The organism is Thioclava dalianensis, assembly GCF_000715505.1.
In the GTDB taxonomy this organism is placed as follows: domain Bacteria; phylum Pseudomonadota; class Alphaproteobacteria; order Rhodobacterales; family Rhodobacteraceae; genus Thioclava; species Thioclava dalianensis.
In genome coordinates this window covers 29,839-55,028 of sequence record NZ_JHEH01000022.1, presented here as the reverse complement: position 1 = coordinate 55,028, position 25,190 = coordinate 29,839, and the positions used below count along the sequence as shown (strand labels likewise).

The window sequence follows — 25,190 nt, the reverse complement described above, 5'->3', positions numbered from 1 at the left end:
CTTACAAAACAGCCGGCTTCCTGACGTGCTACGGGACCGAACTGACCAGTAACGCGATCCTGCGGTGGTGTTCCGCGCACCGGGTCGAATGGCACTACATCGCACCGGGAAAGCCAATGCAGAACGGTTTCGTGGAGAGCTTCAACGGCAGGATGCGAGATGAGCTGCTCAACGAGATCATGTTCCGCAACCTGGCACACGCCCGCGTCGTGATCGCCGCTTGGGCCGCCGACTACAACACCGAACGCCCGCATTCGGCCTTGGATTACCAGACCCCGGCCGACTACGCGCGGACCCTAACCACCGCAATCGCCCGCCCCACTGCGCGAGATGAAAGCTCCGCGCGTCGGGCGATTGCTCAACCTGCGCCGATCGGCGTAAACACCAACCGGGCTCCGGTCGCGGCTGGATGAAAGACCCATGGCAGGTCACTTTCCTCGGAGCTCCCCAAGCCTTCCTCCAGTGTCGCCAGACTTCGCAGCGGGTATTTCTGACAGCTCTGGCCGCCTCACGCCTCTGCCCTGATTGCCGAGAGGATCCGGTTTTCGGCATCTCTCAAACCGCGTTGCGGAGACTTGCCGTGGAAGACAATGTCGTGGATTTCCTCGCCCAACGTCCGCTCGATCAGGTTGAAGGCGGGCACCGGGGGGCGCGCCCAAGTCACCAGTTCGTTCTTGCGCGCCATCCGATCCACCATGCTGACGATGGGCGAGGAAGCGAGGGCTTCGGGGTCTGCGCAGACCGAGAAGCGCGGTGCGACGGGGAAGCCGTTTTTCACGTGCTCTTTCATCGCTTCGGGGGACACCATCCAGGCAATCGCGTCGATGATCTGTTTCTGCCGGGTCGGCTCGACATAGGAGGGGATGGTCAACAGGAACCCGCCGACCGGTGCGGAGACACGCCGCATCCGGCGCGAAGGGGGCGGAAGGTAAGCCACGCGACGGGCCACCCGCGAGCTCAGTTCGTGTTCGAAGCGGGCGGCGCGCATCGTCCAACAATAGGTCATCGCAGCCTGACCGGACATGAAGTAATGGATGCGTCGCTCCCAGTCGATACTCTCGATATCGGGGGGCGAGACCTCCACAAGCTGCTTCATGTATTCGATCACTTCGAGCGCGTCCTCAGTGTCGATCTGCAGCTTGAGCGAGTCGAACGTATCGAAACTCCAGCTCTCCTGATTGCGCAGCGGCATGTCGATGACGGTGGTACGACAGGCGGCGAGGAAGAACATGAAGGAATTCGCGATCGGCATGCCGCGTTGTCCGTTCCACGCGATGCCGTAGAATTCGTTTTGTGGATCGTGGAATGCGCGGGCGGCCGCAATCGTCTCGTCGAAAGTCTTGGGATATGTGACCCCCTCGGCATCGAACAAGTCCTTGCGCGCCGCGAGGATCTCGATCGTGCAATAGAGCGGAATGCCGTATTGCGTGCCCTTCCAGTTGCCCGTCCCCCAGACCGAGGGGTGGAAATCAAGCGAGTTGATAGCGGCATCCGAGATCAGATCGTCGAGTGGTGCGAGTTCTCCGCGTTCGGCGAATTCGCCCAGCCACGGCATGTTCATCGCAATGACGTCATAGCGTGGCGACATCTCCGAGAAGGTCTGGCGCGACTTGGCGTAGAGGTTGGGGAGACGTTGCAGGTCAAAGCTACTACGTTTGCCGAATTCGTTGCGGAAATCCGACCACATGTTGCGCATCGCGATGAAGTAGTTGTCATCGTTGAGCAGGAATTTGATGTCGCTCAGGTTGAGTCCGGTGATGTCCTCGCCGCGCACCGGCGAGATGATCTGAGCTGCGAAATAGCTGCCGCCGAAGTAGTATTCGCTCGTTTCGGTGCCTTGCCGAAGGCCGAAGGTTTTCGCCATGTGACCTTTGACGTGGATGGCATAGCTCATGAAGGCATTTAACAAGCTCTCCGAAGGCTCGAGGAAATGCGTCTTCAATCCGTTCCCGCGCGGCACTTGCCGTATCAGCCCGTCATCTATCATCTTCATGATCATGCGGTTGCCGGTGCTATAGGGCACATCGGCAAGGCTGATGAGCCCTGACTTGTCGATTGGGCTTAGTCGCAGATGCGCGTCCACCAGTTCCAGCGTGATATTCTGATAGACGTCGGGCTTGGCACCGGGCATCTGATGGTCGAACGGCGCCCGCAACCGCCGAAGAAAATCGACGATTCTGGAAAGCTCGTGGCTCGTCAGATCAGCATCCTGTGGTTGCATTGCGTCCGGATGCTGTCCGACCGGAGTCACCTTGTCGACAATTTTTCCTGCCATTTCACCAATGCGAAGAAATCTTCGTCCCTCATGCCAGCATTCGACGCGCTCCGATAGAGTTCGAGGATCAGGCCGGTGGTCATCACCGGCACGTCATTGCGGCGCGCGGCATTGCTGATCAGCGTGAAATCCTTAATCATCTGCGAGACGGTGAAAGCGGGGGTGTAGTCATCGTTGACCACGGCCTCTTGCTTGTATTTGAACAGCGGCGAGGCAACGGCGCTTTCACAGATCACTTCCATCATGTCGGCCCGCGACAGCCCCCCGCTCGCGCCAATGGCCAGCGCCTCCGAAAGCACGGCCGAGAAAGCGCCGACGAGGGTATTTAGCACGAGCTTCATATAGCGCGCTTCCTCGCCCTCTCCGAGGAAGAACTGCCGTGCCGAGAAGGTCTTGATGAGGGGGAGCACCTCGTCCCAGCCCGCACGATCGCCCGACGCAAGAACCGTCAGTGCCGCTTTTGCGGCGAGATCCGTGCTGCCGGAGAGCGGTGCACGCAAGTAGCGCAGGCCCGCCTCGCTCAGGATTTGCGCAACGCGCTCGGAACATTCCGGCGAGACGGTGCTCATTTCCACCAGCAAGGCACCGCGCGGTAGGCCGTGAATTAGCCCGGTCTCTCCCGATACCACCGCCATCAGCGCGTCGTCATTGGGCAGCGTAGAGAAGACGACCTGCATATCGCGCAGATCGCGCGCGCAGTCGGCGGTTTTTGCGCCTTTCTCGGCAAGCTTCGCACGGTTGCCCGAATCGGGTTCCACAACGGTAAGCCCGACGCCGCTGTCGAGGAGATTTCGCGCCATCGGCCCGCCCATTTTTCCGACGCCGATCCAGCCGACCGCGCGAGATTCGGATTGGGGGAGGTGGGGTGCACTCGCCATGTTGCTCATCCATATGTCTCCATTTGTCTTGGCTCACCCTAAGATGCCGCTTCGGCGAACACTGAAGTAATTTTTCCGGAGCGGAGATTTTTTTCCTGATGTGATCGGATCGGTTTGCTACGAATCAATTCAAGCAGCGCGACGGTGCCGCGGTCCGTCAAGCGGATCACAGGCCGCAGTCGCCGCGCAGACAGGACAGGAGGAGGTCGAATTGAAAGCCGTTCGTTTTCACGGAGCAAAGGATATCCGCGTCGAGGATGTGGAGGAGCCGTCCGGGCAGCTTGCCCCCGATGACGTGCTGATCGAGCCGATCATCACGGGCATCTGCGGCACCGATCTTCATGAGTATATCGCGGGGCCGATCGTCACGCCCGCTGAGCCGCATGTCTACACCGGTGCAAGCAACCCGCAGATCCTCGGGCACGAGTTTTCGGCCCGCGTGTTGAAGGTCGGAGATTCGGTCAGCGATGTTGCGCAGGGCGATCGGATCTCGATCCAGCCGCTCGTAGCGCCACGCAATGATTACTACGGAAAGCGCGGTCTTTATCACCTCTCGCCGCAGCTCGGCTGCATCGGCCTCAGCTGGGCCTGGGGCGGCATGGGCGAGAAGGCCGTTGTCAAGGACTACAACGCCCAGCCCGTGCCCGACGCGCTGAGCGACGAGCAGGCTGCGATGATCGAACCTGCGGCGGTTGCGCTTTACGGCGTCGACCGGGGCGGGGTGACCGCAGGCTCCACCGTGCTGGTGTCGGGCGCAGGTCCGATCGGCGCGCTGACGGTGCTTTCGGCCCATGCAGCGGGCGCAAGCACGATCATCGTCTCCGAGCCCAACCCGAACCGTCGCCGGATCATCTCCGAGATTGCTCCCTATGCCTTCGTCGTCGATCCCGGCGCGGGCAACCTGCAGGAAGTCGTGGGCGATCTGACCGAGGAAGGCGTCGGCGTCGACGTGGCACTGGAATGCGTGGGTCTCGAGCGCTCGCTCAACGCCTGCGTCGAGGCGGTGCGCCGTCAGGGCAAAGTCGTTCAGGTCGGTCTGCACATGAAGCCCGCCAGCATCGACGCCATGCTCTGGGCGCTCAAGGATATCACGGTCGAAGCGACCTGGTGCTACCCGACCCAGATCTGGCCGCGCATCGCGCGTATGGTCGCCTCGGGCAATTTCCCGATCGAGAAAGTCATCACGGCCCGCATCCGCGCCGAGGACGTCGTGGAGAAAGGCTTCGAGGCGCTGCTCGATCCTGCTGGGGAACATCTGAAAATTCTCGTCACCACCTGACGAAACCGAACTGCAAGAAAGGGGCGAAGACCCATGGCTGAACAGAATATTGCGTTGATTGTTGGGGCTACCGGTCTCTCGGGCAGCTACACCGCGCGCGAGTTGAAATCTCATGGTTGGACGGTCGTCACGGTGTCGCGCAGCGACGTCGATCTTGAGTGGTCCGACCGTCATATCGCCAGCGATCTGACCGATGCAGAGGGCAGCAAGGCCGCGCTGGCTGCGGCAAAGGACGTGACTCACGTGTTCTATTGCACGTGGTCGCGTCAGGCGAACGAGGAAGAGAACGTCCGCGTGAACGGGATGATGGTGCGCAACCTATTCGAGGGAATCGCAGGCGCGCCCATCAAGCACGGGGCGCTGGTCACGGGCCTCAAGCATTACCTCGGTTCGTTCGACGACTACGCCAAAGTTACGCCCTACACGCCCTTCCTTGAATCAAGTCCGCGTCTGCCGGGGCCGAACTTCTACTACGCGCAGGAAGATGTGCTGCTGGAGATGGCCGAGAAATACGGCTTCACCTGGTCGGTGCACCGCCCGCACACGATGATCGGCTTCACGGTCGGAAATTACATGAACATGGCGGTCACGCTCGCGGTCTATGCGTCGATCTGCAAGCACACTGGCAAGCCGTTCCTCTATCCCGGCTCGCCCGAGCAATATAACGCGGTCACCGACGTGACCGATGCGCGCATCCTCGCCAAACAGTTCTACTGGGCGGCGACGACGCCGGAAGCTGCGAACACGCCGTTCAACACTGCGAATGGCGACGTCTTCCGCTGGACTTGGCTCTGGGCGCGGATCGCCGAGTATTTCGGCCTCGAGGTCGCGGAATACCCCGGTCACACGACGCCGCTCGAAGAGCAGATGGCGGATGCCCCCGCGATCTGGTCCGAGATGGTGGCGCAATATGGGCTGCAGGATATCCCTGTGACCAAGCTCGCCTCGTGGTGGCACAGCGACGCCGACCTGGGTCGCGAGCTGGAATGCTTCACCGATATGACGAACAGCCGGAAACTGGGCTTCGACGCCTATCAGAGCACGCCTGACAGCTTCTTCGACGTCTTCGACGAGCTGCGCGCGCGCAAGATCATTCCGGCCGGAAACTGAGGAGACCGCAATGCACTACGTGATCCATTGCCTTGACCATGACGGCGCCGTCGACAAACGGCTGGCGAATTACGAGGACCACAAGGCCTATCTGGCTCAGGCGCCGGTGAAGACGGTTATCTCGGGCCCGCTGCTCGCGGATGACGAGGAAACCATGATCGGCAGCTGCTTCGTGCTGGAGGCTGACAGCCTTGCAGAGGTCGAAGACTTCAACCGCAACGATCCCTTCGCGAAGGTCGGTCTGTGGAAGTCCGTCTCGATCCGTCCGTTCTCGAAGCGCGTGGACAATCGCTGATGTCGGGGCCGGTCAAAATCGCCCTCGTCGGGCTCGGCTGGTGGGGGCAGAAGATGCTCTCCGTTCTGTCGAGCGCCCCCGAGGATATCAAAGTCGTCCGCGCAGTGGAGCCTAACATGGATGCGGTGCGCGATCTCTGCGCCGATAAGGGCGTGACGCTCAGCGCGGATTACGCGGATGCGCTGAACGATCCGGAGGTCGAGGCCGTCGTCTTGGCAACGCCGCACTCGCTGCATACGGATCAGATCGCGAAGGCGGTCGCCGCAGGCAAGCACATCTTCTGCGAAAAGCCGCTCGCGCTCACTGCGGAAGAAGCCGCTCGTTCGGTTGCGCTTTGTGCCGAGGCCGGGCTCGTCCTGGGCATGGGCCACGAGCGCCGGTGGGAGCCGCCGATCGCCGATATGCTGGCGAAGGCCGATGCGGGTGAGCTGGGCCGTATCCAGCAAATCGAGGCCAATTTCAGCCACGACAAGTTCGTCGGCATGGACCCGAGCAACTGGCGTGTTCAGGCGAGCGAGGCGCCGGCAGGCGGCATGACCGCGACGGGCATTCACCTGCTGGATCTGTCGGTCCGCCTTCTGGGTCGCGCGGAAAGCGTGCTGTGCATCTGCGAGCAGCTGTCTTCGAAACTGCCGCAGGGCGACACGGTGGCGGCTTATGTGAAATTCGCCGGGGGAGGGACGTCCTACGTGTCGGCCTCGCTGTCGAACCCGTTCATGTCCCGCTTCACGGTTTACGGCTCGAAAGGCTGGATCGACATTCGCGACAAGGCGCATGTGGAAGCGCCTGACGGCTGGATCGTGACCTCGGCCATGGCCGGTGGCCCGATCGAGACGGTCGAGATCGGCAAGGCCGAGCCCGTGAAAGACAACCTGGTGAGTTTCGCCCGCGCCGTGCGCGGACAGGAAACCTACCCGATCACCGCCGATCATCTGGTCGACAATATCGCGCTGCTCGAGGCGGTCTTCGCCTCCTCCCGCAGTGGTCAAATCGAACGCGTGGCGCAACCCGCCGCAGCGAAAGTTGGAGCCTGACATGAAAGCCCTGATCTTCGACGAACCAAACAAGCCCATCGTGACGCAGGTGCAGACGCCCGGCATCACCGACAACGAGGTGCTGATCCAGTCGCGCCGCGTCGGGATTTGCCATTCCGATTACGAGCTGCTGGCCGGTCAATACATCATCCCGATTTCCTACCCGGTCGTTCCGGGCCACGAATGGGTCGGCGAAGTCGTCGAAGTCGGGAAGAATGTCGACGGACTCAAGCCCGGGGATCGTGTGGTCGGCGAATGCGTGATCAACACGCCCGAGCGCATCCACCACTTCGGCTTCTCGATGGACGGTGCGGATCGTGAATTCTTCGCCGCGCGTCCCGAATGGCTGCACAAGCTGCCCGATGCGGTGGATGACGCGAAAGGCGCGCTGATCGAGCCCTTCACCTGCGGGTATTACGCGGTGATGCGCCATGGTGGCGTCTGCGCGGCGGATACGGTCGTCGTCTCTGGCGGCGGCACTATCGGCCTCGTCTCGGCTGCCGCCGCAATCGGCATGGGCGCCCGCGTGATCGTGGTCGACCCGGTGCCGCTGCGTCGTGAGATCGCGAGGAAGCTCGGTGCGGATGGCACGATCGATCCGACCGACGGCGATCCCATTGAAGCGGTGCAGGAGATGACCAAGGGCGGCGCAGATCTCGTGGTCGAATGCGCGGGCCATCCGGCCTCGCTGGCCAATGTCTTCGACTATGCCCGCGACGACGGGAATGTCTCTATGGTCGGCATCAATATCGGCCAGAAATTCCCGGTCGAGCTGGGCAAGATCCAGATCAAGAACCTCAACGTGCGCGGCTGCATCGGCTCTCCCGGCGTCTGGCCGGCGGCGATCCGGTTCCTGGAGCGCACCGGGCTCGATCTCTCGCCGATCCAGACCCACAGCTACAACATCGATGACGCGATGACCGCGCTGGAGCTTGGCAAGTCGCCCGAAAAGGCGGTCAAGGTCACCTTGGAAATCAGCTGAGACGCGACGCGAGGGAGGAGGAGAAATCATGGCTGAGACGACGCCGCATAGCTTCGAAGGCCCGACGGGTCTGATGTCGATGCCCTTGTCGAAGGGCTTCGTCACTATCGTCGCCTCGACGCTGGCGCTCATCCTTCTTTGCGTCATCTTCGCGCCCTCGGCGGTCACCGCCGGGTCGCTGATGGGTAGCCTGCCTTTCGCGGCGGTGCTTGGCATCGTCGGGCTCGGCCAGATGCTGGTGGTGCAACAGGGCGGCTTCGATCTTTCGGTGCCAGGGTCGGTATCGCTCGCGGTGGTGATCGCGACCCACATGCCCAACGGGCAGGATGCTGGGCTTCTGCCCGCGCTTGTCATCGCGGTTGGCTTTGCGCTCGCGGCGGGGACTCTGAACGGCATCATGGTCGCCTATTTCCGCCTGAACGCGATCGTAGCGACCATCGGGATGAACGCGCTTCTGTTCTCGGCGGTCTTCGCGATCTCCGGCGGCGTGCCGCGGATCACGACGAACCTTCTGGCCCATATCGCGGGCGGTCAGACCCTGGGCATTCCCCATTCGGTCCTGTTCGCCCTCGCCATTCTGGCACTCGTGTCCTTCGGTCTGAAAAAGACGGTGGCTGGCCGTCGCTTCGAGGCGATCGGGGCCAATCCGGCGGCGGCCCGCGCGGCGGGTCTGAGCGTCAAACCGTATCAGGCGATGGCCTATGTGGCGGCGCAGATCCTTTACTGCACCGCGGGCATCCTGATCGCAGGCATCACCCGCGAACCCACGGCATTTCAGGGCAACAGCCTGCTTCTGCCCTCGGTCGCCGTCGTGGTGCTGGCAGGGACATCGCTTCTGGGAGGGCGCGGCTTTCCGATCTCGGTCGTCATCGCCGCCTTCTTTCTCAATCAGCTAAGCCAGTTCGCTCTGTCGATCGGTGTGCCCTACTCGGCGCAGACCATCGTGCAGGCGCTCGCTCTTGTATTCGGCATCGGGGTCTACTCGATCGAATGGACAAACCGTTTCAAGACAGAACAAACAAGTTCTACAGAGGAGGAGAACCATGAAACTGTCTAACCTGAAAGGATGCGCTGCCTATATGGCCTTGGGGCTTGGAGTTGCCCTCTCGGCGTCGGCGGCCAGCGCGGAGGACGCCCCCTCCTGGTGCGGCCCGAACAAAGCCTCGCTGGCGCTGCTCGATGGTTTCGGGGGCAATAGTTGGCGGCTGGTGACGACCGCTTCGGGCAAGGAGGAAGCCGCGAAGTGTCCGAGCATCACCGACTACTACTATGCCGACGGTCAGGGCGACACTCAGAAGGCGATCTCCGACATCAACTCGATGGCGGCACGCGGTGTCGACGCGATGGTCGTCTTCGGCGATGCCGGTCCCGCGATCCTGCCCGCGCTGACCAAAGCCTACCGCTCCGGTGCCGTCGTCGTGCCCTACCGTGTGAATGTCGGCGGGGAAGCCGGCAAGAACTATACCCGCTTCGTCGGTGCCGACTTCGTCTATGACGGCGAAAGCTGGGGCAAGTGGATCAAGGAGAACTTCCCGGACGGCGCGAACATCCTGTTCCTGTCGGGCCCGGCGGGCAACAGCCAGGGTCTGGACGAGCTGAAGGGGATGAAGAACATCCTCGACGACAGCTACAAGTTCCTGAACCCGGCCCCCTTTGCGGTTACCAACTGGGATCCGTCCCTGACGCAGCAGGTGTTGTCGGCTGCCATCGCGCAGCATGACAATATCGACGTAATCGTGTCCGACTTCGGTCCGTCGCTCGTAGGCGCGCTGCCAGTGTTTGCGAACTTCGACCGCTCGATCCCGGCGATCGCCACGTCCGATGGCAACTCGCTCGGCTGCTTCTGGGAGAAGGTCCACGCCGACAACCCCGGTTTCAAGCTCTTCACGGTCGCGACCGGCAACGACAACGTTCGTCTCGCCGTGCAATGGGCGATCGCGGAAGCGACCGGTGGCACCCCGCCGTCGGAGGAAGTCTTCAAGGCCCCGAACTTCGAGGACTCGACCGATGGGGATCCGAACCCCGTCCAGTGTCGCTCGGATCTGCCCGGCGCGATCTATCTCTCTGCTCAGCTCTCGGGTGACGAGCAGGCGAAAGCCGTCGGCCAGTAACCTCCCCTGTCTCCGGGCGGCGCGATCCGCCCGGAGATACCCGCGCCAACCCCTCAGATCGGCGGAACTAAACGGATGATAGCATTGGCTGAAATCGAACCGATGGAGAAGGCGGACGGGCTCCGCGAAACGTCAACGGGCACCCCCGTGATCCGCTTGCGCGGCGTGTCGAAATCCTTTGGGGCGGTCCGCGCCCTGAGCGATGTGAGCGTCGACATTCACGCGGGCGAAGTGCACGCGATCCTGGGCGAGAACGGAGCCGGGAAATCGACCCTGATGAACCTGATTACAGGCGTTCTGCAGCCCAGCACCGGCCGAATTGAATTCGACGGGCGGGACGTGATGCCGCTTTCGCCGGAAAGCTCGTCGGCGCTTGGCGTCGCGATCTCCTATCAGCACCCGGCGATCTTGCCTGACATGACAGTGCTCGAGAACCTGCAGGTGTCACTGCCTGCCTCTGTTTTCGAAGGCGATCGCAAAGACCGCGTTGGTAAGCGTCTGCTGGAAGAGGTCGGCCTTGAGGTGCCGCTGAACGCGCGTGTCGATACGCTAACCATCGCGCAGAAACACCTGCTGGAACTGGCGAAAGCGCTCGCCGTCCAGCCCCGTGTGCTTATTTTGGATGAACCGACGGCCGCGCTCGATCAGGACGCGACGGATATGCTTTTCGCGAAGGTTCGGGCGCTGAAGGCCTCCGGCACCGCCGTCATCTATATCACCCACCGTCTGGCCGAGTTGCGGCAGATCGCGGATCGCGTGACCGTGCTGCGCGATGGCCGTCATCGGGGCAGCGCGCCTGCGAGCGAGATCAGCAATTCCCAACTTCTGGATCTGATCGTCGGTCGCCGCCTGGCCTCTGCCTTCCCGCCGAAATGCGCCGACGCCAATCCCCCGATCAATTTCGAGGTCGAAGGCCTCAGCGGGCGCAAATTCTCGGATGTGGCCTTCGCCTTCGGGCGCGGCCAGATCATTGGCGTCGCCGGTGTCGAAGGCAACGGCCAGTCCGATCTGATGCGCGCCTTGGTGGGCCTTCAGCCCTATCGCGGCGCGATCAAGCTCCACGGTCGCACGCTCTCGCCGAAAGAGCTGAAACACGCGGCGGCCTTCATGCCGTCGGATCGCCATACGGAAGGCCTCGCTGCGGATTTGACGATCCGGGAAAATGCGACCTTCGCCTCGCTCGACAAATATGCCTCGAGCGGCGTGCTGGATCGCAGCAAGGAAATGCAGAAAGTGCAGGAGGTGTTCTCCTCGCTGGCGGTGAAGGCCGCAGGCGTCGAGGCGAAGGTCTCCCAGCTTTCGGGCGGCAACCAGCAGAAGATCGTGATGTCCCGCGCGCTTCTGTCGGAGCCGGGCTTCATCGTGGCCGACGAGCCGACGCAGGGTGTCGATGTCGGTGCGCGCTTCGAGATCTACCGGATCCTGCGCGAAGTGTCTGATGCGGGCACGCCGGTGATTGTCAACTCTTCGGACGCGGCGGAACTGGAAGGGCTTTGCGACATCGTTCTGGTCATGTCGCGGGGCCGTATCGTCGAGACGCTGCGCGGCGATGACATCACCGAAGCCCGCATCGTCGGTGCTGCGGTCGAGGCCGACACGCATGCGCATCACGTGGCCGAGGAACGGAGCGCGAAAGAGGGCTTCGGCGCGAAGCTGCGCCATTTCGTGCAAACCGACAACGCGACGATCGTGCCGCTTGCGCTGGTGACCGTGCTGCTTGCGTTGTTCGTGAGCGCGCAGAACGAGAATTACCTATCGTCCTTCAACGTCTCGAACATCCTGATCCTCGCCACCGCACTGGGCTTCATCGCCTTGGGGCAGACCATTGCCTTGCTGATGGGCGGGATCGACCTGTCGGTCGGACCTCTCGCCGGTTTCCTCGTGGTGATCGGGTCGTTCTTCATCAACGATGGCAGCCCGGCCTCGACAATGGCGCTCGGTTTCGCGCTGATGTTCGGCGCGGCGATCGTCGTCGGATTGATCAACGGCGTGCTGATCCGTTTCGCCAATTTCACACCCATCGCCGCGACACTGGCGATGTTCATCGGCCTGCAGGGCCTGAGCTTCGTGCTGCGCGAAGGTCCGGGCGGCTACATCTCCTTCGACGTGATCGATACGCTCACCCGTAGCTTCGGGCCGGTCCCGATCGCCTTCGTGGTGATGATCGTGATCGCCATCGCGATGGAGCTGGGTCTGCGCCGCAAGCGGGCAGGGTGGCAGCTTCGCGCGGTCGGCTCGCACGAGGAATCCGCGCGGCGGATCGGGATACGCACGGATCGGACCTTCGTGCTCGGCTATATCGCCGTGTCGCTGCTGACCGCACTTGGTGCGATCATGCTGATGGCTCAGATCGGCGTCGGCGATCCGGCGCAGGGCGTGAACTATACGCTGGGCAGCATCACCGCGGTCGTGCTGGGCGGCACCAGCCTTCTCGGCGGGCGCGGCACCTTCATTGGCTCGCTGCTGGGGGCGGTGCTTCTGACCGAAGTGCTCAACGCCGTGTCCTTCCTCGGGCTGTCGCAGGCCTACCAATACGGCTTCCAAGGGGTGCTGATCCTCGTGGCGGCGCTCATCTACACGACCGCGCGTCGGCGCCGCGAGGAGTAACCTCGCGGACCACGCTGGCTCAATTCAACGCCTCGTCTGTGCGAGGCGCAGGGAGGAACCATGCCTGAAGCGTTCATCTACACATCCAGCCCCGGGCGTATCGTCTTTGGCTCCGGGATCTCGGTGAAGGTCGCCGAGGAGGTGGAGAGACTGGGCTGCGCCCGCGCGCTGATCCTGTCGACGCCGTTCCAGAAAAACGACGCCGAGGCGCTTGCGAAAGACCTCGGGGAGATGGCGGCCGGAACCTTCACCGAAGCCGCGATGCACACGCCCGTCGCAGTGACCGAGGCTGCGCTCAAGATCTATAACGAAACCAAGGCCGATTGCGTCGTGGCGCTCGGCGGCGGCTCGACCATCGGTCTGGGCAAGGCCATCGCCTGGCGCAATGAAGCACCGCAGGTGGTGATCGCGACGACCTATGCCGGCTCGGAAGTGACCGACATTCTCGGCCAGACCGAGAAGGGGCAGAAGACGACCGTCCGTGACCCCAAGATCCGCCCGGAAACTGTGATCTACGACGCCGATCTGACCTTGGGCTTGCCGGTCGCGATGAGCGTTGCGAGCGGGTTGAACGCGATGGCCCACGCGGTCGAGGCGCTCTACGCGCCCGATGCGAACCCGGTCACGTCGCTGATGGCGGTCGAAGGGCTGCGTGCCTTGAAATCGGCGCTGCCGCGGATCGTCGAGGCGCCGGACGACAGAGATGCCCGGGCCGATGCGCTCTACGGGTCGTGGCTCTGCGGCACCGTGCTGGGCGCGGTCGCCATGTCGCTGCATCACAAGCTCTGCCATACGCTCGGCGGCGGGTTCGACATGCCCCACGCGGAAACGCACGCGATCCTGCTGCCGCATACCGCCGCTTATAACGCCGCGGCGGCGTCTGCCGAACTGGCGCGCGCGACCGAGCTGTTTGGTGGCGACCTGGGCGGCGGACTCTACGACTTCGCGCGCTCCATCGGCGCCCCTCTCGCGCTGGCCGACTATGGCCTCAAGGAAAGCGATCTGGCGCGCGCCGCCGATATGGCCGTCCAGAGCCCCTACAAGAACCCGCGCGAAATCACGCGCGACGGCATTCTCGCCCTGCTGAGGCGCGCCCATGCCGGTCAGCGGCCCATCACGACCTGATAGGAATGAATGACATGACCCAAGAGCCGAAGATCGCCTATTTCACCGAGGACGCCTCGGTCGAAACCGTCAACGCCCGGGTTTCGGAGAGCGCCGATCCGCGCCTCCAGACCGTGATGGCGAGCCTCGTCCGCCACCTGCATGCTTTCGTGAAGGACGTCGAGCTCACGCAGGCCGAGTGGGATATCGCGATCGATTTCCTCACCAAGACCGGACAGATCTGCGACGAGAACCGTCAGGAGTTCATCCTGCTCTCCGACGTGCTTGGTGTTTCGATGCTGGTCGATGCGATCAACAACCGCCGCCCGACCGGGGCGACCGAGAACACAGTGCTCGGCCCGTTCCATGTCGATGGCGTGCCGGAATACGAGTTGGGCGCGAACATCACACAAGCGGGCGGGCGCGAGACCTGCCGCTTCTATGGCACGGTCACCGATCTCGACGGCAACCCGGTCGAAGGGGCGCGGATCGACGTCTGGTCGGACAGCGAGGACGGCTTCTACGACGTCCAGCAGCCAGACATTCAGCCGCGCAACAACAATCGCGGCGTGTTCACCACGCGGCCGGACGGGCGCTACTGGTTCGAGGGGATCAAGCCGGTCTCCTACCCGATCCCTGACGACGGTCCGGTGGGCAAGATGCTGGGCAAGCTCGGGCGTCACCCGTATCGCCCGGCGCATATGCATTTTATCGTCAGCGCCGAGGGCTTCGATCCGGTGACGACCCATACTTTCGTGGCGGGCGACAAATACCTGACCTCGGATGCGGTGTTCGGCGTCAAGGAATCCCTGATCGCCGAGTTCACCCCGATCGAAAACGGCGAAACGCTGTGGGAGTCCAACTACGATTTCGTGCTGCACCGCGCGACCTGAGCAGGGGAGGATATCATGTCTGAACAAGAACAAATGGGCGGCGTCGTCGTTACGGGTGCCGCACGGGGCATTGGTCTCGAGATTGCGCGGCGCGCCGCGGCGGCTGGATACGGCGTGGTGATCGCCGATCTTGATCAAGAGGCTGGCGCGGAGGCCGCCGCAGCCCTCACCGCCGACGGTGGACGCGCGATTTTCTGCAAGACCGACGTGACCGACCGGGCTGCCACCCGCGCGGCGATCGCCGCCTGCGAGACGGAGTTCGGCTTTCTCCATGCCATCGTCAACAACGCAGGCTTCAACCGTCCGCAGCCGTTCCTCGAGACGACCGAAGAAAATTGGACGCAGGTCATGTCGGTCAACGGCATGGGCGTGATGATCGGCATTCAGGAGGCGGCGAAGGCGATGATTGCGGCTAAACGCAAAGGCAAGATCATCAACACCGCCTCGATGGCGGGCCGGGCGGGCTTCGGCGATTTCGCGCCTTATTGCGCGAGCAAAGCCGCGGTCATCAGCCTGACACAGGCGGCGGCCCGCACCCTTGCCCCGCACGGAATCACCGCCAACGCCTTCGCTCCCGGAGTGGTCGAAACCGAGCTCTGGACGGTGCTCGACAAGGACCTGATGGAAATGGGCGTCTCCTCCGAGCCGGGTGAGGCCCTGCGCAACTTCGCCGCCGGGATCCCGCTCGGCCGGACTTCGACGCCCGCCGATGTCGCCGGAACGGTGGCTTTCCTGCTCTCACCGGACTCCGATTACATGACCGGCCAATGCCTGCAGATCGACGGCGGGATGATCATGCAATGACCGCAACCGAGGAGATACGCCCGATGACGAAGCAAACCCCATTCCCCCGGATCGCTTTTATCGGAACCGGCGCGCAAGGCGCATCGGTCGCGGCCGATTTCGCTCTGGCAGGGCTCGACGTCACCTTCATCGACCAATGGCCGGCGCATGTCGAGGCGATGCGCGAGAAGGGGCTGACGGTCAACCTGCCAACCCGCCAACTGCACACGCCGGTCAAGGCGCTGCACCTATGCGAGATCGCCGAGATCAAGGAGCCCTTTGATCTCGTCTTCATGGTGGTGAAAGCTTACGACACTCGCTGGGCGGCAGAGATGATCAAGCCGGTTCTGGCGGAGCACGGCTTCGTCGTGGGACTGCAGAACGGCATGACTCACGAGGCGATCGCCGACATCGTCGGCGCGCATCGCACGATCGGCGCGGTTATCCAGATCGCGTCGAACATGTGGGAGCCGGGGATCACGACCCGCCAGAACGACACGGACGAAAGCTGGTTCGCGCTTGGCGCGCTCGACCCCGAGCAACAGCCGCGGGTGCACGACGTCGCCGATATCCTGCGCCATTCCGGCACCGTTCAGGTGGTGGACGATATCCGCTCGGCGAAATGGATGAAGCTGGTGGTGAATGCAGCCGAACTGATCCCCACGGCGATCATCGACACCGCTATGCGTGACAGCGTCCGCGATCCCGAGTTTCTCGAAGTGATGCGGCGCGCCGGCTATGAGGCAATGGAGGCAGCACTCGCCGACGGCGCCACCATCATGCCGATCATCGGGATGCCGCCGGTGATGAGTAACCACCCGGAACGCTATGTCGACGAGATCTTCGACGAGGTCGTTCGCACCTTCTCAAGGGACGACACGCTGACGACCTCGCTGCAGGATTGGCGCAAGGGCCGTCGCGCCGAGGTCGACGAGGTGAACGGGCTGGTGGTCGATTTCCTCGAGGCGCGCGGCAAGGCGGCGCCGATGAACCGCAAGGTCGTGGAGATGGCGAAGGAGATTGAGGCCGGCCGACGCAGGCATCACCCCGACAACGCGCGCGAACTTGTAGCGCATTACCGGGGGCTGGCGCAGGCTTAGCGCGGAACTTTCGGGTGTCGTCGCGCGGTGTGGCTTCATCATTAGTTTCCCGAAAGGAGCTTCTACACCATCTCAGAAATATTCGGTCTTTTCTTCTTTGACGCGCTATTCCGACGTTCGTGGCGTGTGCAGCGGAACTCAACTTCCACATTCCTGCTTGGGCGCAGTGAACGGCCCTTTGTACGTGCCGGCTGCTGTTCGCAATTGAGAATTTGGCACGACTTCGGAAATCGCTCATATGTATCCGGCCTTTTGATCGGCTCGCGGGCCGTGGCCTTGATGGGGTTACGCACGCGCCGTGGTCTCATTAGCCGCAAGGTTGATGATGACCCAGTGGGCCGTCAGACTCTGGGGGCGTATCTTCTCCGTTCCATGCTGTCCTCTCTTTCGCGAACTCCTTTGTGGCCGTGGAGGGTGTCAGATCGCTTCCATGGCCGCGTCTTGTGGGGCGTCGAACCGGGTGCCGTGACGCAGAACGCTCCAGGCGGTTCGGGCGAGCTTGTTGGCAAGCGCTACGGCGGCCTTGTTTCTGGGCATGCGTCCCACGACTTCAGTGAGCCACGGGCCAAAGCTGAAGTCGGACCAGCGGTGTGGGCGCATCATGATCACCTTCGCCGCCTGCACGAACAGCATCCTCAGGTAGCGACTGCCGCGCTTGGTGATCCGGCCGAGGATCGTTCGTCCGCCCGTGCTGAATTGTCGGGGCACCAGGCCAACCCAAGCTGCGAAATCGCGCCCTCGATCGAAGGCCTCGCCTTTGCCGACGGCCGCGACCATCGCTGTGGAGATCATTGGCCCGATGCCGGCTATCGTCATGATGTTGACGCAGTTCTCCTCGGTGCGGCTGATCTCTTCGATCTCGCCCGAGACATCCTCGATCCGTTTGTCCAGCCACATCCACTCGCCGTAAAGTCCGATCAGGATGCCGCGCATCCGGGGCGAGATCTCGTCTCGCCGCTGTTCGAGGATCGTTTCGAAGGAATTCTTCAGCGCCCGTAGCCCCGACCTGACGGTGATGCCCTGCTCGATCAAGAAGGCCCGGATCTGGTTTATGCTGGCCGTGCGTCGCGAAACCAGCCGTGCCCTAACCCGATGCAGGGCCTGAAGGTCGAGCTGGTCCTGGTTCTTCTCCGAAACGGTCCGGAGATTAGGCCGCAACGCGGCTTCTGCGATGGCCTCGGCGTCGTTGTAATCGTTCTTCTGGCCCTTGTTGAACGGCTTCACGTAGATCGCCGGGATGATCCGCGGTTCGAACCCCATTCTCCGCAGCGTGCGGCTGACAAAATGGGCGCTGAGGCAAGCCTCCATCCCGACGATGCAGCGCGGAAGTTGCTCGAAAGTGGTGTTCAAGGCCAAGCGCTTGATCTGCTTTCGGATGACCAGTTGGCCGGACCGGTCGAACCCGACCAGGTGAAACGCTTCCTTGCCGATGTCGATCCCGACGACGGCAAGGTCTTCCAAACGTCCTGTCTTCTTTGCACACATGGCTGCTTCTCCTTGTTGCACGGTTGATCCCGGGGAAGCAGCCGGCACATCCCATTAGCCGTCATTCGCCGGGGCCGGCCTCGCTGCAGCGGGGCTTTCTTGAAGCGGACGTTGCAAGTATAGTGCGCGGCCAGCCACAATATCCGAGGAATTAGTTCACATGACCGCGCGTGGAGTTTTCATCGGCTCGATCATCGACGATCTTGATACAATTTCGGGGCGCGTGCGCGCACGTAGCAAGCTCGGATTTACCGACCTCAATCGCATTCTCGAAGATTTCTTCAAGGACCTGCTCAACCTCATCCACAAGGCGAACTTGGTCAATCTCAACGAGACACGGCGGAATGCGCCTGGCCTCGATCTTGGTGATACGACCAGCGCAAGAAAACGCGCAATCCAAGTGACTTCGCAGGCAACGCCGCAGAAGATCAATAAAACGCTCACCGCGATCAGCGACGCAGACGCGAATCTCTACGACGAGATCTACGTCCTGATCATCGGCGAGCGCCAAGCAAAATACAAATTGGATAATGTTCAGGCTGCGAGGGTCGGATTTAAGCGCCGCAATATCATTGGAATGACCGAACTGGCGAGCCAGATTATTGGCAGCGACATTGATACGATCCGCGCAGTTTACGAGAAACTGCGCGCCGAGCTGCAACGCATCACTGTCGAACTTGAGGTTGCAATTGACGGCAAATTCCCAACCTCGCTCGCGGGGATCGTCGAGGAGCGTCCAGCGGTCCAACGCAGCGACGCCTCGCTACTTTTTGCCGACGACGAGGAGCGTGGGCTGTTCGATAGCCGCGATGAAGCACAGAAGGCCCTCGATGGTTTTATTGACCGGCTGGAATTGCTCCCGCGCATGACGCGCCAGTTCTTAGGCTGGTTGCTTGATAACAGCGATCTCGCGCTCGGGCTCGATAAGCCTGGTATGTACTCGAACGGGTTATCCGCCAATGCTGACTTGGTTTCGCGCAAACACAGCGACCCGAGGGTCCTACAGGAAGATATTCGCTTGCTGCGAAGCTGGGAGTTTGTCGATTACGACGACGACGGCGACGGATCCTCACCCCGAATCAGCATCGGCTTTCCGGGCGCGCAAAAGACGAACCTGCCCGAAGCACTTCCATATTTTCTGGTCGAACGGAAACTCTCAGCTGAGACCTTGTTCTCGACGATGAACTTCACCGCCCTTGGTCCAGCACCGGTCTGAAACACACCGGCCCGAAGCTGACCTTGGCAACAGAGGTCGTCGCTGCGGTGCAGTTTCCCCGAACCGGTCATATGTGAGCTCGTGCAGCATGCGATCAGAAGTCGAGGTCAGTAGCGCGGACTGAAGCTGCCATTGCACCGTGGGGCAGCCTGAGCCAATGATGTGAAACCTCAAAAGGCCAGCGTCGCTGCGCGGGATCGAGGTGAGAAAGGCGAGGCCTAATGCATGAGAACCTCAGATCATATATGCGCCTCGTCGAGAAGCGCTCGCGTGAACACAATCAGGCCTTCGGAATGCTATACGCTCAGGGACTATACGGTGCCTGTGCCGCGATCATACGGCAGGAAATCGATAACCTCATTCGGGTTGATTACTTGGCCTTCTCTGTCCCCCTCGCAGATCGCGATGAACTGTGCCGGGAGGCCCTTTCGGGTTCACGCTGGCAACGATGCACCGCCAAGGGGAAACTTACGGACATCCGCGATGTCCAATTTCACACTTACGCCAAGAATAATCACTCGTGGGTATCCTTGGCATACGAATACAGTTCGAAGTTCATCCACCTAACGAATTTTTGGAACTACGGGGTGTCTGATCCGCTGGTGACGATGCCAGCAGATGACCGATCGGAAATGATCTCTTACCTCAGCCGATATCATGGCTTCCCAGGGCATGATTTGAAGATAAATGATCTTTTTGAATACCTTCCACAGGTTTTCGAAAAAATCCGTGGAAACATCGAATGTTACGTAGAGCAGGAAGACGGGCTGCTTCTGCACCCTCTATCGTCCTAAGGCGCATCCTCTTCTCTGCTGCAAGTGTACACAAACGGCGGCTTGGACTCGAACCGGTCATGCTGCGACATAGCAGCGGCGCATGCGAGGTCGCCCAGGCACAGCGGCACGGCCGGCCCAATCCCGACCTTCGCCAAGTTCGGCCTTGCCGCGGCGCAGCTTCCTCAAACAAGCCATCAGCGACATTGTGCAGCATGATCTGGAAGGTCAAGGTCAGCAGTGCGGACGAGGCGGCCTTTCATCGGGTCTGCCACCTTGCGCTGTGGATTCCGCAGAATTTTTTGGATAGCCTACCGCCAACAGCAGGAGGCGTCATGGATATACCAAATCTTATCCTTTGGGGAATTGCCCTAATCGTGACAATTGTTCTTGGCGTTTGGGGAATTCGCGCCTCGCGGTCCCGGAAAAGCCAGAATCAGGACGTGCGGGGGGGCTCAACCGGCATTCAGTCCGGCCGTGACACGAAAATCAAATAATGCTTGGCGACCAAAAACAGAACGCAACTGAAGGCTCAACCGCAATTCAGGCAAAAGGCGATGTTACCGTCAACGGCGGGCTCTCACCTACTCAGATGGTGGAGATACTTTCAGCATTGACAGCCCACGTTGAAACGCTGGGTAATGCCTGTCGAGCACAAATCGAAGACCGACTAAAGATATTCGAAGCTGGCGTTTTAGAGCGTTTTGCAGCCGACGGCACGACTCGATCGGAGGCGTTTCGTGAACCGGACTTTCTTGCAGCAACTCTTGATGCTCAGAAAGCATTCGCTCGAAGTGGCGACGAAGGCTTACGGGAGGTTCTAACCGATCTCGTGGCGCAGCGATCCAAGGTTGCAGAGCGAAGCCGCCTTTCGCTGACCTTGAACGATGCAATTGCTAAGGTTGGCTCCATTCCCGATTCTGATCTTAACACCCTCAGCATGATGTTCATCTTCCAGAATATTCAAATCAATACGCTGACGAACATCCAAGAACTCGCAGACTATTACTCGCGTCTCTGTCTGCCGCTCTTAGACAACATCTCAACAAGTCAATCAGCCATAAACTATCTCGCGGCGCATGGCTGTGTAATCCCGCCGTCCGGTCTCGGCATCTATTCAGATGCGCTCGAGATATTTTCATCTCGATATGGGGACATCATCACAAAGGGCGTATCTGAGGCCGATCTTCGGGATAAGTTCACTGACTACGACTTGTTGTTGCTACGAGGTCTCATTGTGGAATCACCTTATGGCAACGGTCGAAAAGCATTTGCCGTCAGAGGACCTCAACTTGAAAAGATTTTGCCGCAATTTGGAATATATGGCGAGTATTCTGAACGATATAAAGAGGTCACCAGACACTCCCAGCCCTCTGGAGATGAATTCCAAGGCGTGATGAATGCTCATTTCCCAAGAATCGCCGAAGTAATGGCAAAATACAACGAGCCAATAATTAGGAACTCCCGGCTTACTTCGATTGGAATCGCACTAGCTCATGCGAACCTGGCAAAAGGCCCATTGCAGAATGTTGATCTTTCAATATGGATCAAGCCCTAGGAACATCATTTTCGACTGAACGATGAATCATCACTTAATGTTGATGCACCACCGCAATTCTGCTCCCTGTCTTGCAAGAATGGACCGAACGCCTGTTTTATCACGCATAATTGGCCGCCAAGGGCTACTGGGCCCTTGGCGTTTCGATGCGCCGACTGGTGGTATCGCTGCCGTTCGTCCGAGGTGCAGCGAACTCCCGCTTTCCGCCGATTTTGTTGAAAAACTCTTTGCTTGAGCGGCTGCCGTTAGTTTTCAGAATATTCGTCTGCCAAACAGCTCTCTACAAAACTGTGTTTCCCAACCTGCGGGTTTGGCGAACGGAATTCCAAGTCCTCGGCGCAACTTTCTGATCGAAGAGTTTTTCAACAAAATGCGCCCAAATTGCCCACATCGTGTAACAGCTCCGGTTTCCTTCGAACCGTATACGCTCACTAGCTGAAGTGAACTGGCACCATCCACTGACCGTGCGGGCCACGCCTCACGCTCCAGCAAAGCAAGCATCGAGATATTTCCGGATCTCCAAGATTTTTTTCAATCCCCCTTCGATTGCCACATCAACAGGGCGCGCGCCGAGAAACAACGGCCCGGCGTTGGTGCGCGTCATCCAGGAGCGCGCGAGCGGCTTGGCGTAATAGAGTTCAAGTGCCTTGTAGATCCCAAGCGCGGCAGAAAGCCGGAGGAGTTGATCCTCGGTCAGAGATGGGGCATCGCTCGGCTCCTGCAGGCCGCTCCAAACTGGCTCAGGCATTCCGAGGAGGCCAGAGGCTTCGTGCTCCGACAGGCCCCATGCGCTCGCAAGGCGCGAATAAGCCTTCCGGAACACTTCGATCTCCACCTGAGAAAAGCTGTTGCCTTCGATCTCCATCCGCTCTCTCCGCAAGCAGGTTGTTTTCACTTCGACACGACCGGGTCGGCTCGGCCCTCGGCCCAAACGAGTTGCGCCGGATCGCCGAGGGTGTCGGGTGACGCGAGAATGTTCGGACGATCAGCAGTAATTTTCATAGCTTTCCATGCTTGGTTGCCGCCTTCGCCGGATACCCCACCGAGACATTGCGCAGCTTGGTCGTTCCAATCTGAAACTCTGTCGTAAGATGGGTATGCCCGAACAGCCATCGATCAGGCTGATATCGCTTGATCAGATCGCTCAGGTCCGAAGCATAGGCTTGCGGCACCGGTCCGCCCGGCGACAGCGCGAAAGGATGGGGCGCATGATGGGTCACGACAACGGTCTCGCCTGCAAACGGTTCTGACAACCGCGCCTCCAGCCATGCGACATGCTCACGATGCAACCCAACCGTGTCGAGCGGGCGCGCTTTGCGAAAGCCCGCGTGCGCGACCCGGATATAGCGGTAATCGTTCATGATCCGCGCAGCCTCGGCGGCATTCTCGTCCAACGTTCCAGTGCCAATGCGCATATCCGTCCAAAGCGTGCAGCACAGGTAGCGCGTGGAGCCGTAGGTGATCACGGATTTCTGCGCAAACTTGGCGCCCGCTGTGCGGGCGATCTCGGCAAGCCGATCATCGCCATCCAGACGGAAGTCGTAATAATCATGATTTCCTGGGAGCACATGCACCCGATCCAATGGGATGCGCTCACCGATCAACTCGAAGGCCTGTTTCCAACGCACCCGCGGTTTGTTTGTCAGATCGCCAGCGATGATCATCAACTCGACACCTTCGAAATCAATCTGGTCGAGCGGGTTGAGGCCTGCCCGATGCCAGAGGTCGAGATGCAAGTCAGCGAGGATTAGCGCGTTGGTCATGATCGGTTCCACGATTTCAAGGACAGGGCTGGCGGGTCTTGTGCGCGATGGGATGTTGGTCCGCTTCACCAGGGCGCGGTTCTGAGCTCGCCTTAGAAGGGATCGAGACGCTGCGCATTCGGTGCGAGGCGTCCGTCTTTGCGAAGTTCCGCCAAGAACCCGTCATCACGTTCACCGAGATTGTAGAACCGATTGCAACTCCGGGCCCAACTCTCAGTAGGCTGCAAGTTCATGAGAGGCGATGTCTGGACGCGCGCGCCCTCGCGCAGATGCGGGTGGCCGGAGACTTGTCCGACAAGCAAGGGAGCACCATTTTCCTTGATCGGGCACCACCTTAGAAGAAGGGGGCCATCCGCAAGATCCTCAATCGAAGGGTTGCATGTGCTGAGGCTAACGATCCAATCCTCAAAGTTAACGACTTCGAAGACGCCGCGCGTTTCAGCCATGCCCATATCCTTCAGTGTGATCAGGAAAAGATAGGTCTGATAGAGAGGGCTCAGGGCAGGATCCTCTCGGATGTGCCGTTTCAATTTCTGGGAATCTGCGCCTCGGTCCCTGAGAGAGCGCAGGTGCTCAATCCGTTCGAGGTAGGGTTGCATGGCGCGGGTGGCTCTCGAGGCAGTCATGGCGGCAGTGTCATCCTTGGGACGGAGGAAGTTGTTGGGTGGATGTTACTCGTTTTTGTCCGCCTTGTGAATGTGTAAGTAATTGAAAATAAATGGTTAATTATTCGCATGCTGCGCTTGGCAGGTGAGGCCCCTGAGTTTGTTGGCTCAGAAGGTCACGCGACGGCTCTCAAAGCCGATTTTTCGCACACCTCTTCGAAAAGGCCCTTGCGGTATTCGCCCGCGCCCATTGAATAAGCGACGTCCCGGGCTTGCCGCGTCACATCAGAATGATTGGAGCCAGCGTAAGTCAGGCCCGGTTGCACCTACTCTCCACGTCTGGGGGAGACGACGCGCGGGGCCCGCGACACAGGTGCTATGCACGAACACGGCGCCGTCGAGTATCACATTTTCGTCACGCAATAATGATGGAGTCGTTACATCGGCTGCCTAAGCCCTCCGTTGAAACGTGGGAGGGCACATGCGGCTCGAATTCAGACAAGTCAGCAAAGTCTTTGGCGCCAAGGCGGCCGTCGATAATGTCTCCCTGTCGCTGGAAGGGGCAGGCTTCACCGGTGTGATCGGGCGCTCAGGTGCGGGGAAATCCACGCTCTTGCGCATGATTAACCGGTTGGGCGATGCCAGCTCGGGCCAGATCCTCTTTGACGAGACCGATATTCTCGCCCTGAGTGGAAAGGCCAAACGCGACTGGCAGGCCCGTTGCGCTATGGTGTTCCAGCAGTTCAACCTCGTGCCGCGCATGGATGTGGCCTCCAACGTGCTTCATGGCCTGCTGGGGCGGCGCTCGACGCTTTCGACGCTGTTCAACCTCTGGACCGAGGCCGATATCCGCCGCGCGCTGGAAATCCTCGACCGGCTGGGCATCGCCGAGCAGGCAGGTAAGCGCGCAGAGGCGCTCTCGGGTGGGCAGCAGCAGCGCGTCGCGATAGCTCGCGCGCTCATGCAGGACCCCCGGATCATTCTTGCAGACGAGCCGATCGCCTCGCTCGACCCGATGAACGCGCAGGTCGTGATGGACACGCTCAAGCGCATCCAGACCGAGGACGGACGCATGGTCATCGCCAACCTCCACACGCTTGATACCGCTCGCAGATACTGTGACCGCGTCATTGGGATGCGCGACGGGCGCGTGGTGTTCGACGGGCGCCCCGAACAGCTCACCACCGGGGTTGCGCGCGAGATTTACGGCGCCGATGCCAGCTTTTCCGAGAGTGCCACCTCGACCGCGATCGAAGGGCTCGGCCCGGATACCAAATACGCGGCCGCCCTGATGGGCGACTGAGTAGCAACCGGCCCGCAGCCCGGTGGAGGCGGGGCC

General features: G+C 60.9%; 23 protein-coding genes. 17 read left to right on the top strand and 6 right to left on the bottom strand.

Translation table 11 applies throughout. The annotated features are described in order from the left end of the window. The coding region (locus DL1_RS15090) for an integrase core domain-containing protein (RefSeq protein WP_038067943.1) at window positions 1–413 on the top strand (413 nt) is incomplete at its 5' end. Window positions 414–508: 95 nt separating this feature from the next. Here the strand turns inward: DL1_RS15090 and DL1_RS15085 are convergent. Together DL1_RS15085 and DL1_RS15080 are read right to left on the bottom strand one after the other, a co-directional pair. Next, complete coding sequence (locus tag DL1_RS15085) at window positions 509–2,221, bottom strand: extracellular solute-binding protein (protein WP_162178763.1); 1,713 nt, start codon at window positions 2,219–2,221, stop codon at window positions 509–511. 26 nt (window positions 2,222–2,247) lie between these two features. Beyond that, window positions 2,248–3,162: an NAD(P)-dependent oxidoreductase gene (locus DL1_RS15080; RefSeq protein WP_081856360.1), complete on the bottom strand. Its 915-nt coding sequence runs from the start codon at window positions 3,160–3,162 to the stop codon at window positions 2,248–2,250. A gap of 202 nt (window positions 3,163–3,364) precedes the next feature. Here DL1_RS15080 and DL1_RS15075 point away from each other — a divergent pair, with 202 nt between their 5' ends. The 12 genes from DL1_RS15075 (at window position 3,365) to DL1_RS15020 (ending at window position 16,451) form a co-directional block, all read left to right on the top strand. After that, window positions 3,365–4,432 carry a 2,3-butanediol dehydrogenase gene (locus DL1_RS15075; protein WP_038067930.1) on the top strand — a complete coding sequence of 356 codons (1,068 nt, stop codon included), beginning with the start codon at window positions 3,365–3,367 and terminating at the stop codon, window positions 4,430–4,432. A gap of 33 nt (window positions 4,433–4,465) precedes the next feature. Next, on the top strand, window positions 4,466–5,542 hold the full coding sequence (locus DL1_RS15070) for an SDR family oxidoreductase (RefSeq protein ID WP_038067929.1): 1,077 nt from the start codon (window positions 4,466–4,468) through the stop codon (window positions 5,540–5,542). A 10-nt stretch (window positions 5,543–5,552) separates the two neighbouring features. After that, a complete protein-coding gene (locus tag DL1_RS15065; RefSeq protein ID WP_038067927.1) occupies window positions 5,553–5,837 on the top strand; it encodes a YciI family protein in 285 nt (94 codons plus the stop codon). Next, complete coding sequence (locus DL1_RS15060; RefSeq protein ID WP_038067926.1) at window positions 5,837–6,871, top strand: Gfo/Idh/MocA family protein; 1,035 nt, start codon at window positions 5,837–5,839, stop codon at window positions 6,869–6,871. Before DL1_RS15065 ends, DL1_RS15060 begins: the two co-directional genes overlap by 1 nt. 1 nt (window position 6,872) lies before the next feature. Further along, the gene (locus tag DL1_RS15055) at window positions 6,873–7,853 is read left to right on the top strand and encodes a zinc-dependent alcohol dehydrogenase (protein ID WP_038067924.1); all 981 of its coding nucleotides are present in this window, start codon (window positions 6,873–6,875) and stop codon (window positions 7,851–7,853) included. Window positions 7,854–7,881: 28 nt separating this feature from the next. Next, on the top strand, window positions 7,882–8,910 hold the full coding sequence (locus DL1_RS15050; protein WP_211250640.1) for an ABC transporter permease: 1,029 nt from the start codon (window positions 7,882–7,884) through the stop codon (window positions 8,908–8,910). After that, window positions 8,897–9,964, top strand: coding sequence for a substrate-binding domain-containing protein (locus DL1_RS15045; protein ID WP_038067922.1), 1,068 nt, complete (start codon window positions 8,897–8,899; stop codon window positions 9,962–9,964). Before DL1_RS15050 ends, DL1_RS15045 begins: the two co-directional genes overlap by 14 nt. An 84-nt stretch (window positions 9,965–10,048) precedes the next feature. Then, window positions 10,049–12,571, top strand: a complete 2,523-nt coding sequence (locus DL1_RS15040; protein ID WP_211250639.1) for an ATP-binding cassette domain-containing protein — start codon at window positions 10,049–10,051, stop codon at window positions 12,569–12,571. A 60-nt stretch (window positions 12,572–12,631) separates the two neighbouring features. Beyond that, complete coding sequence (locus DL1_RS15035; RefSeq protein ID WP_038067919.1) at window positions 12,632–13,696, top strand: maleylacetate reductase; 1,065 nt, start codon at window positions 12,632–12,634, stop codon at window positions 13,694–13,696. A gap of 14 nt (window positions 13,697–13,710) precedes the next feature. After that, entirely contained in the window at window positions 13,711–14,568 is an 858-nt protein-coding gene (locus tag DL1_RS15030; protein ID WP_038067918.1) for an intradiol ring-cleavage dioxygenase, read from the top strand. 33 nt (window positions 14,569–14,601) lie between these two features. After that, the gene (locus DL1_RS15025) at window positions 14,602–15,372 is read left to right on the top strand and encodes a glucose 1-dehydrogenase (RefSeq protein ID WP_038067938.1); all 771 of its coding nucleotides are present in this window, start codon (window positions 14,602–14,604) and stop codon (window positions 15,370–15,372) included. Beyond that, window positions 15,369–16,451 (top strand): ketopantoate reductase family protein, encoded by a 1,083-nt coding sequence (locus DL1_RS15020; RefSeq protein WP_211250637.1) that lies wholly within the window; start codon window positions 15,369–15,371, stop codon window positions 16,449–16,451. Before DL1_RS15025 ends, DL1_RS15020 begins: the two co-directional genes overlap by 4 nt. A 417-nt stretch (window positions 16,452–16,868) precedes the next feature. Here DL1_RS15020 and DL1_RS15015 read toward each other — a convergent pair whose 3' ends face one another. Further along, complete coding sequence (locus DL1_RS15015) at window positions 16,869–17,936, bottom strand: IS110 family RNA-guided transposase (RefSeq protein ID WP_038067915.1); 1,068 nt, start codon at window positions 17,934–17,936, stop codon at window positions 16,869–16,871. A gap of 160 nt (window positions 17,937–18,096) precedes the next feature. Between DL1_RS15015 and DL1_RS15010 the strand changes: the two genes are divergently transcribed. The 3 genes from DL1_RS15010 (at window position 18,097) to DL1_RS14995 (ending at window position 21,483) form a co-directional block, all read left to right on the top strand. Further along, window positions 18,097–19,152, top strand: coding sequence for an SMEK domain-containing protein (locus tag DL1_RS15010; RefSeq protein WP_038067914.1), 1,056 nt, complete (start codon window positions 18,097–18,099; stop codon window positions 19,150–19,152). Between the two features lie 221 nt (window positions 19,153–19,373). After that, window positions 19,374–19,946, top strand: a complete 573-nt coding sequence (locus tag DL1_RS15005; RefSeq protein ID WP_038067913.1) for a hypothetical protein — start codon at window positions 19,374–19,376, stop codon at window positions 19,944–19,946. Between the two features lie 475 nt (window positions 19,947–20,421). Beyond that, complete coding sequence (locus DL1_RS14995; RefSeq protein WP_038067911.1) at window positions 20,422–21,483, top strand: LPO_1073/Vpar_1526 family protein; 1,062 nt, start codon at window positions 20,422–20,424, stop codon at window positions 21,481–21,483. A 478-nt stretch (window positions 21,484–21,961) separates the two neighbouring features. On the opposite strand, the gene DL1_RS14990 is transcribed toward DL1_RS14995, so the two are convergent. The 3 genes from DL1_RS14990 to DL1_RS14980 form a co-directional block, all read right to left on the bottom strand. Next, window positions 21,962–22,348 (bottom strand): hypothetical protein, encoded by a 387-nt coding sequence (locus DL1_RS14990; RefSeq protein WP_038067909.1) that lies wholly within the window; start codon window positions 22,346–22,348, stop codon window positions 21,962–21,964. A 133-nt stretch (window positions 22,349–22,481) separates the two neighbouring features. Continuing rightward, the gene (locus DL1_RS14985) at window positions 22,482–23,246 is read right to left on the bottom strand and encodes a metallophosphoesterase (RefSeq protein ID WP_038067908.1); all 765 of its coding nucleotides are present in this window, start codon (window positions 23,244–23,246) and stop codon (window positions 22,482–22,484) included. Window positions 23,247–23,338: 92 nt separating this feature from the next. Next, window positions 23,339–23,845, bottom strand: coding sequence for a DUF6634 family protein (locus DL1_RS14980; protein WP_143081673.1), 507 nt, complete (start codon window positions 23,843–23,845; stop codon window positions 23,339–23,341). A 487-nt stretch (window positions 23,846–24,332) separates the two neighbouring features. Here DL1_RS14980 and phnC point away from each other — a divergent pair, with 487 nt between their 5' ends. Next, window positions 24,333–25,154, top strand: coding sequence for a phosphonate ABC transporter ATP-binding protein (gene phnC / locus DL1_RS14975; RefSeq protein WP_038067904.1), 822 nt, complete (start codon window positions 24,333–24,335; stop codon window positions 25,152–25,154). The last annotated feature ends 36 nt before the right edge of the window (window positions 25,155–25,190 follow it).

What these genes read in the sequence shown, in the direction of transcription:
- DL1_RS14990 (WP_038067909.1), bottom strand. Translation starts at nt 22,348, where the DNA reads ATGGAGATCGAAGGCAACAGCTTTTCTCAGGTGGAGATCGAAGTGTTC.
- DL1_RS15060 (WP_038067926.1), top strand. Translation starts at nt 5,837, where the DNA reads ATGTCGGGGCCGGTCAAAATCGCCCTCGTCGGGCTCGGCTGGTGGGGG.
- DL1_RS15025 (WP_038067938.1), top strand. Translation starts at nt 14,602, where the DNA reads ATGGGCGGCGTCGTCGTTACGGGTGCCGCACGGGGCATTGGTCTCGAG.
- DL1_RS15080 (WP_081856360.1), bottom strand. Translation starts at nt 3,162, where the DNA reads ATGAGCAACATGGCGAGTGCACCCCACCTCCCCCAATCCGAATCTCGC.
- DL1_RS15045 (WP_038067922.1), top strand. Translation starts at nt 8,897, where the DNA reads ATGAAACTGTCTAACCTGAAAGGATGCGCTGCCTATATGGCCTTGGGG.
- DL1_RS15085 (WP_162178763.1), bottom strand. Translation starts at nt 2,221, where the DNA reads ATGCAACCACAGGATGCTGATCTGACGAGCCACGAGCTTTCCAGAATC.
- DL1_RS15035 (WP_038067919.1), top strand. Translation starts at nt 12,632, where the DNA reads ATGCCTGAAGCGTTCATCTACACATCCAGCCCCGGGCGTATCGTCTTT.
- DL1_RS14985 (WP_038067908.1), bottom strand. Translation starts at nt 23,246, where the DNA reads ATGACCAACGCGCTAATCCTCGCTGACTTGCATCTCGACCTCTGGCAT.
- DL1_RS15065 (WP_038067927.1), top strand. Translation starts at nt 5,553, where the DNA reads ATGCACTACGTGATCCATTGCCTTGACCATGACGGCGCCGTCGACAAA.
- DL1_RS15020 (WP_211250637.1), top strand. Translation starts at nt 15,369, where the DNA reads ATGACCGCAACCGAGGAGATACGCCCGATGACGAAGCAAACCCCATTC.
- DL1_RS15005 (WP_038067913.1), top strand. Translation starts at nt 19,374, where the DNA reads ATGCATGAGAACCTCAGATCATATATGCGCCTCGTCGAGAAGCGCTCG.
- DL1_RS15055 (WP_038067924.1), top strand. Translation starts at nt 6,873, where the DNA reads ATGAAAGCCCTGATCTTCGACGAACCAAACAAGCCCATCGTGACGCAG.
- DL1_RS15030 (WP_038067918.1), top strand. Translation starts at nt 13,711, where the DNA reads ATGACCCAAGAGCCGAAGATCGCCTATTTCACCGAGGACGCCTCGGTC.
- DL1_RS15050 (WP_211250640.1), top strand. Translation starts at nt 7,882, where the DNA reads ATGGCTGAGACGACGCCGCATAGCTTCGAAGGCCCGACGGGTCTGATG.
- DL1_RS15010 (WP_038067914.1), top strand. Translation starts at nt 18,097, where the DNA reads ATGACCGCGCGTGGAGTTTTCATCGGCTCGATCATCGACGATCTTGAT.
- DL1_RS15015 (WP_038067915.1), bottom strand. Translation starts at nt 17,936, where the DNA reads ATGTGTGCAAAGAAGACAGGACGTTTGGAAGACCTTGCCGTCGTCGGG.
- DL1_RS15070 (WP_038067929.1), top strand. Translation starts at nt 4,466, where the DNA reads ATGGCTGAACAGAATATTGCGTTGATTGTTGGGGCTACCGGTCTCTCG.
- DL1_RS14980 (WP_143081673.1), bottom strand. Translation starts at nt 23,845, where the DNA reads ATGCAACCCTACCTCGAACGGATTGAGCACCTGCGCTCTCTCAGGGAC.
- DL1_RS14995 (WP_038067911.1), top strand. Translation starts at nt 20,422, where the DNA reads ATGCTTGGCGACCAAAAACAGAACGCAACTGAAGGCTCAACCGCAATT.
- phnC (WP_038067904.1), top strand. Translation starts at nt 24,333, where the DNA reads ATGCGGCTCGAATTCAGACAAGTCAGCAAAGTCTTTGGCGCCAAGGCG.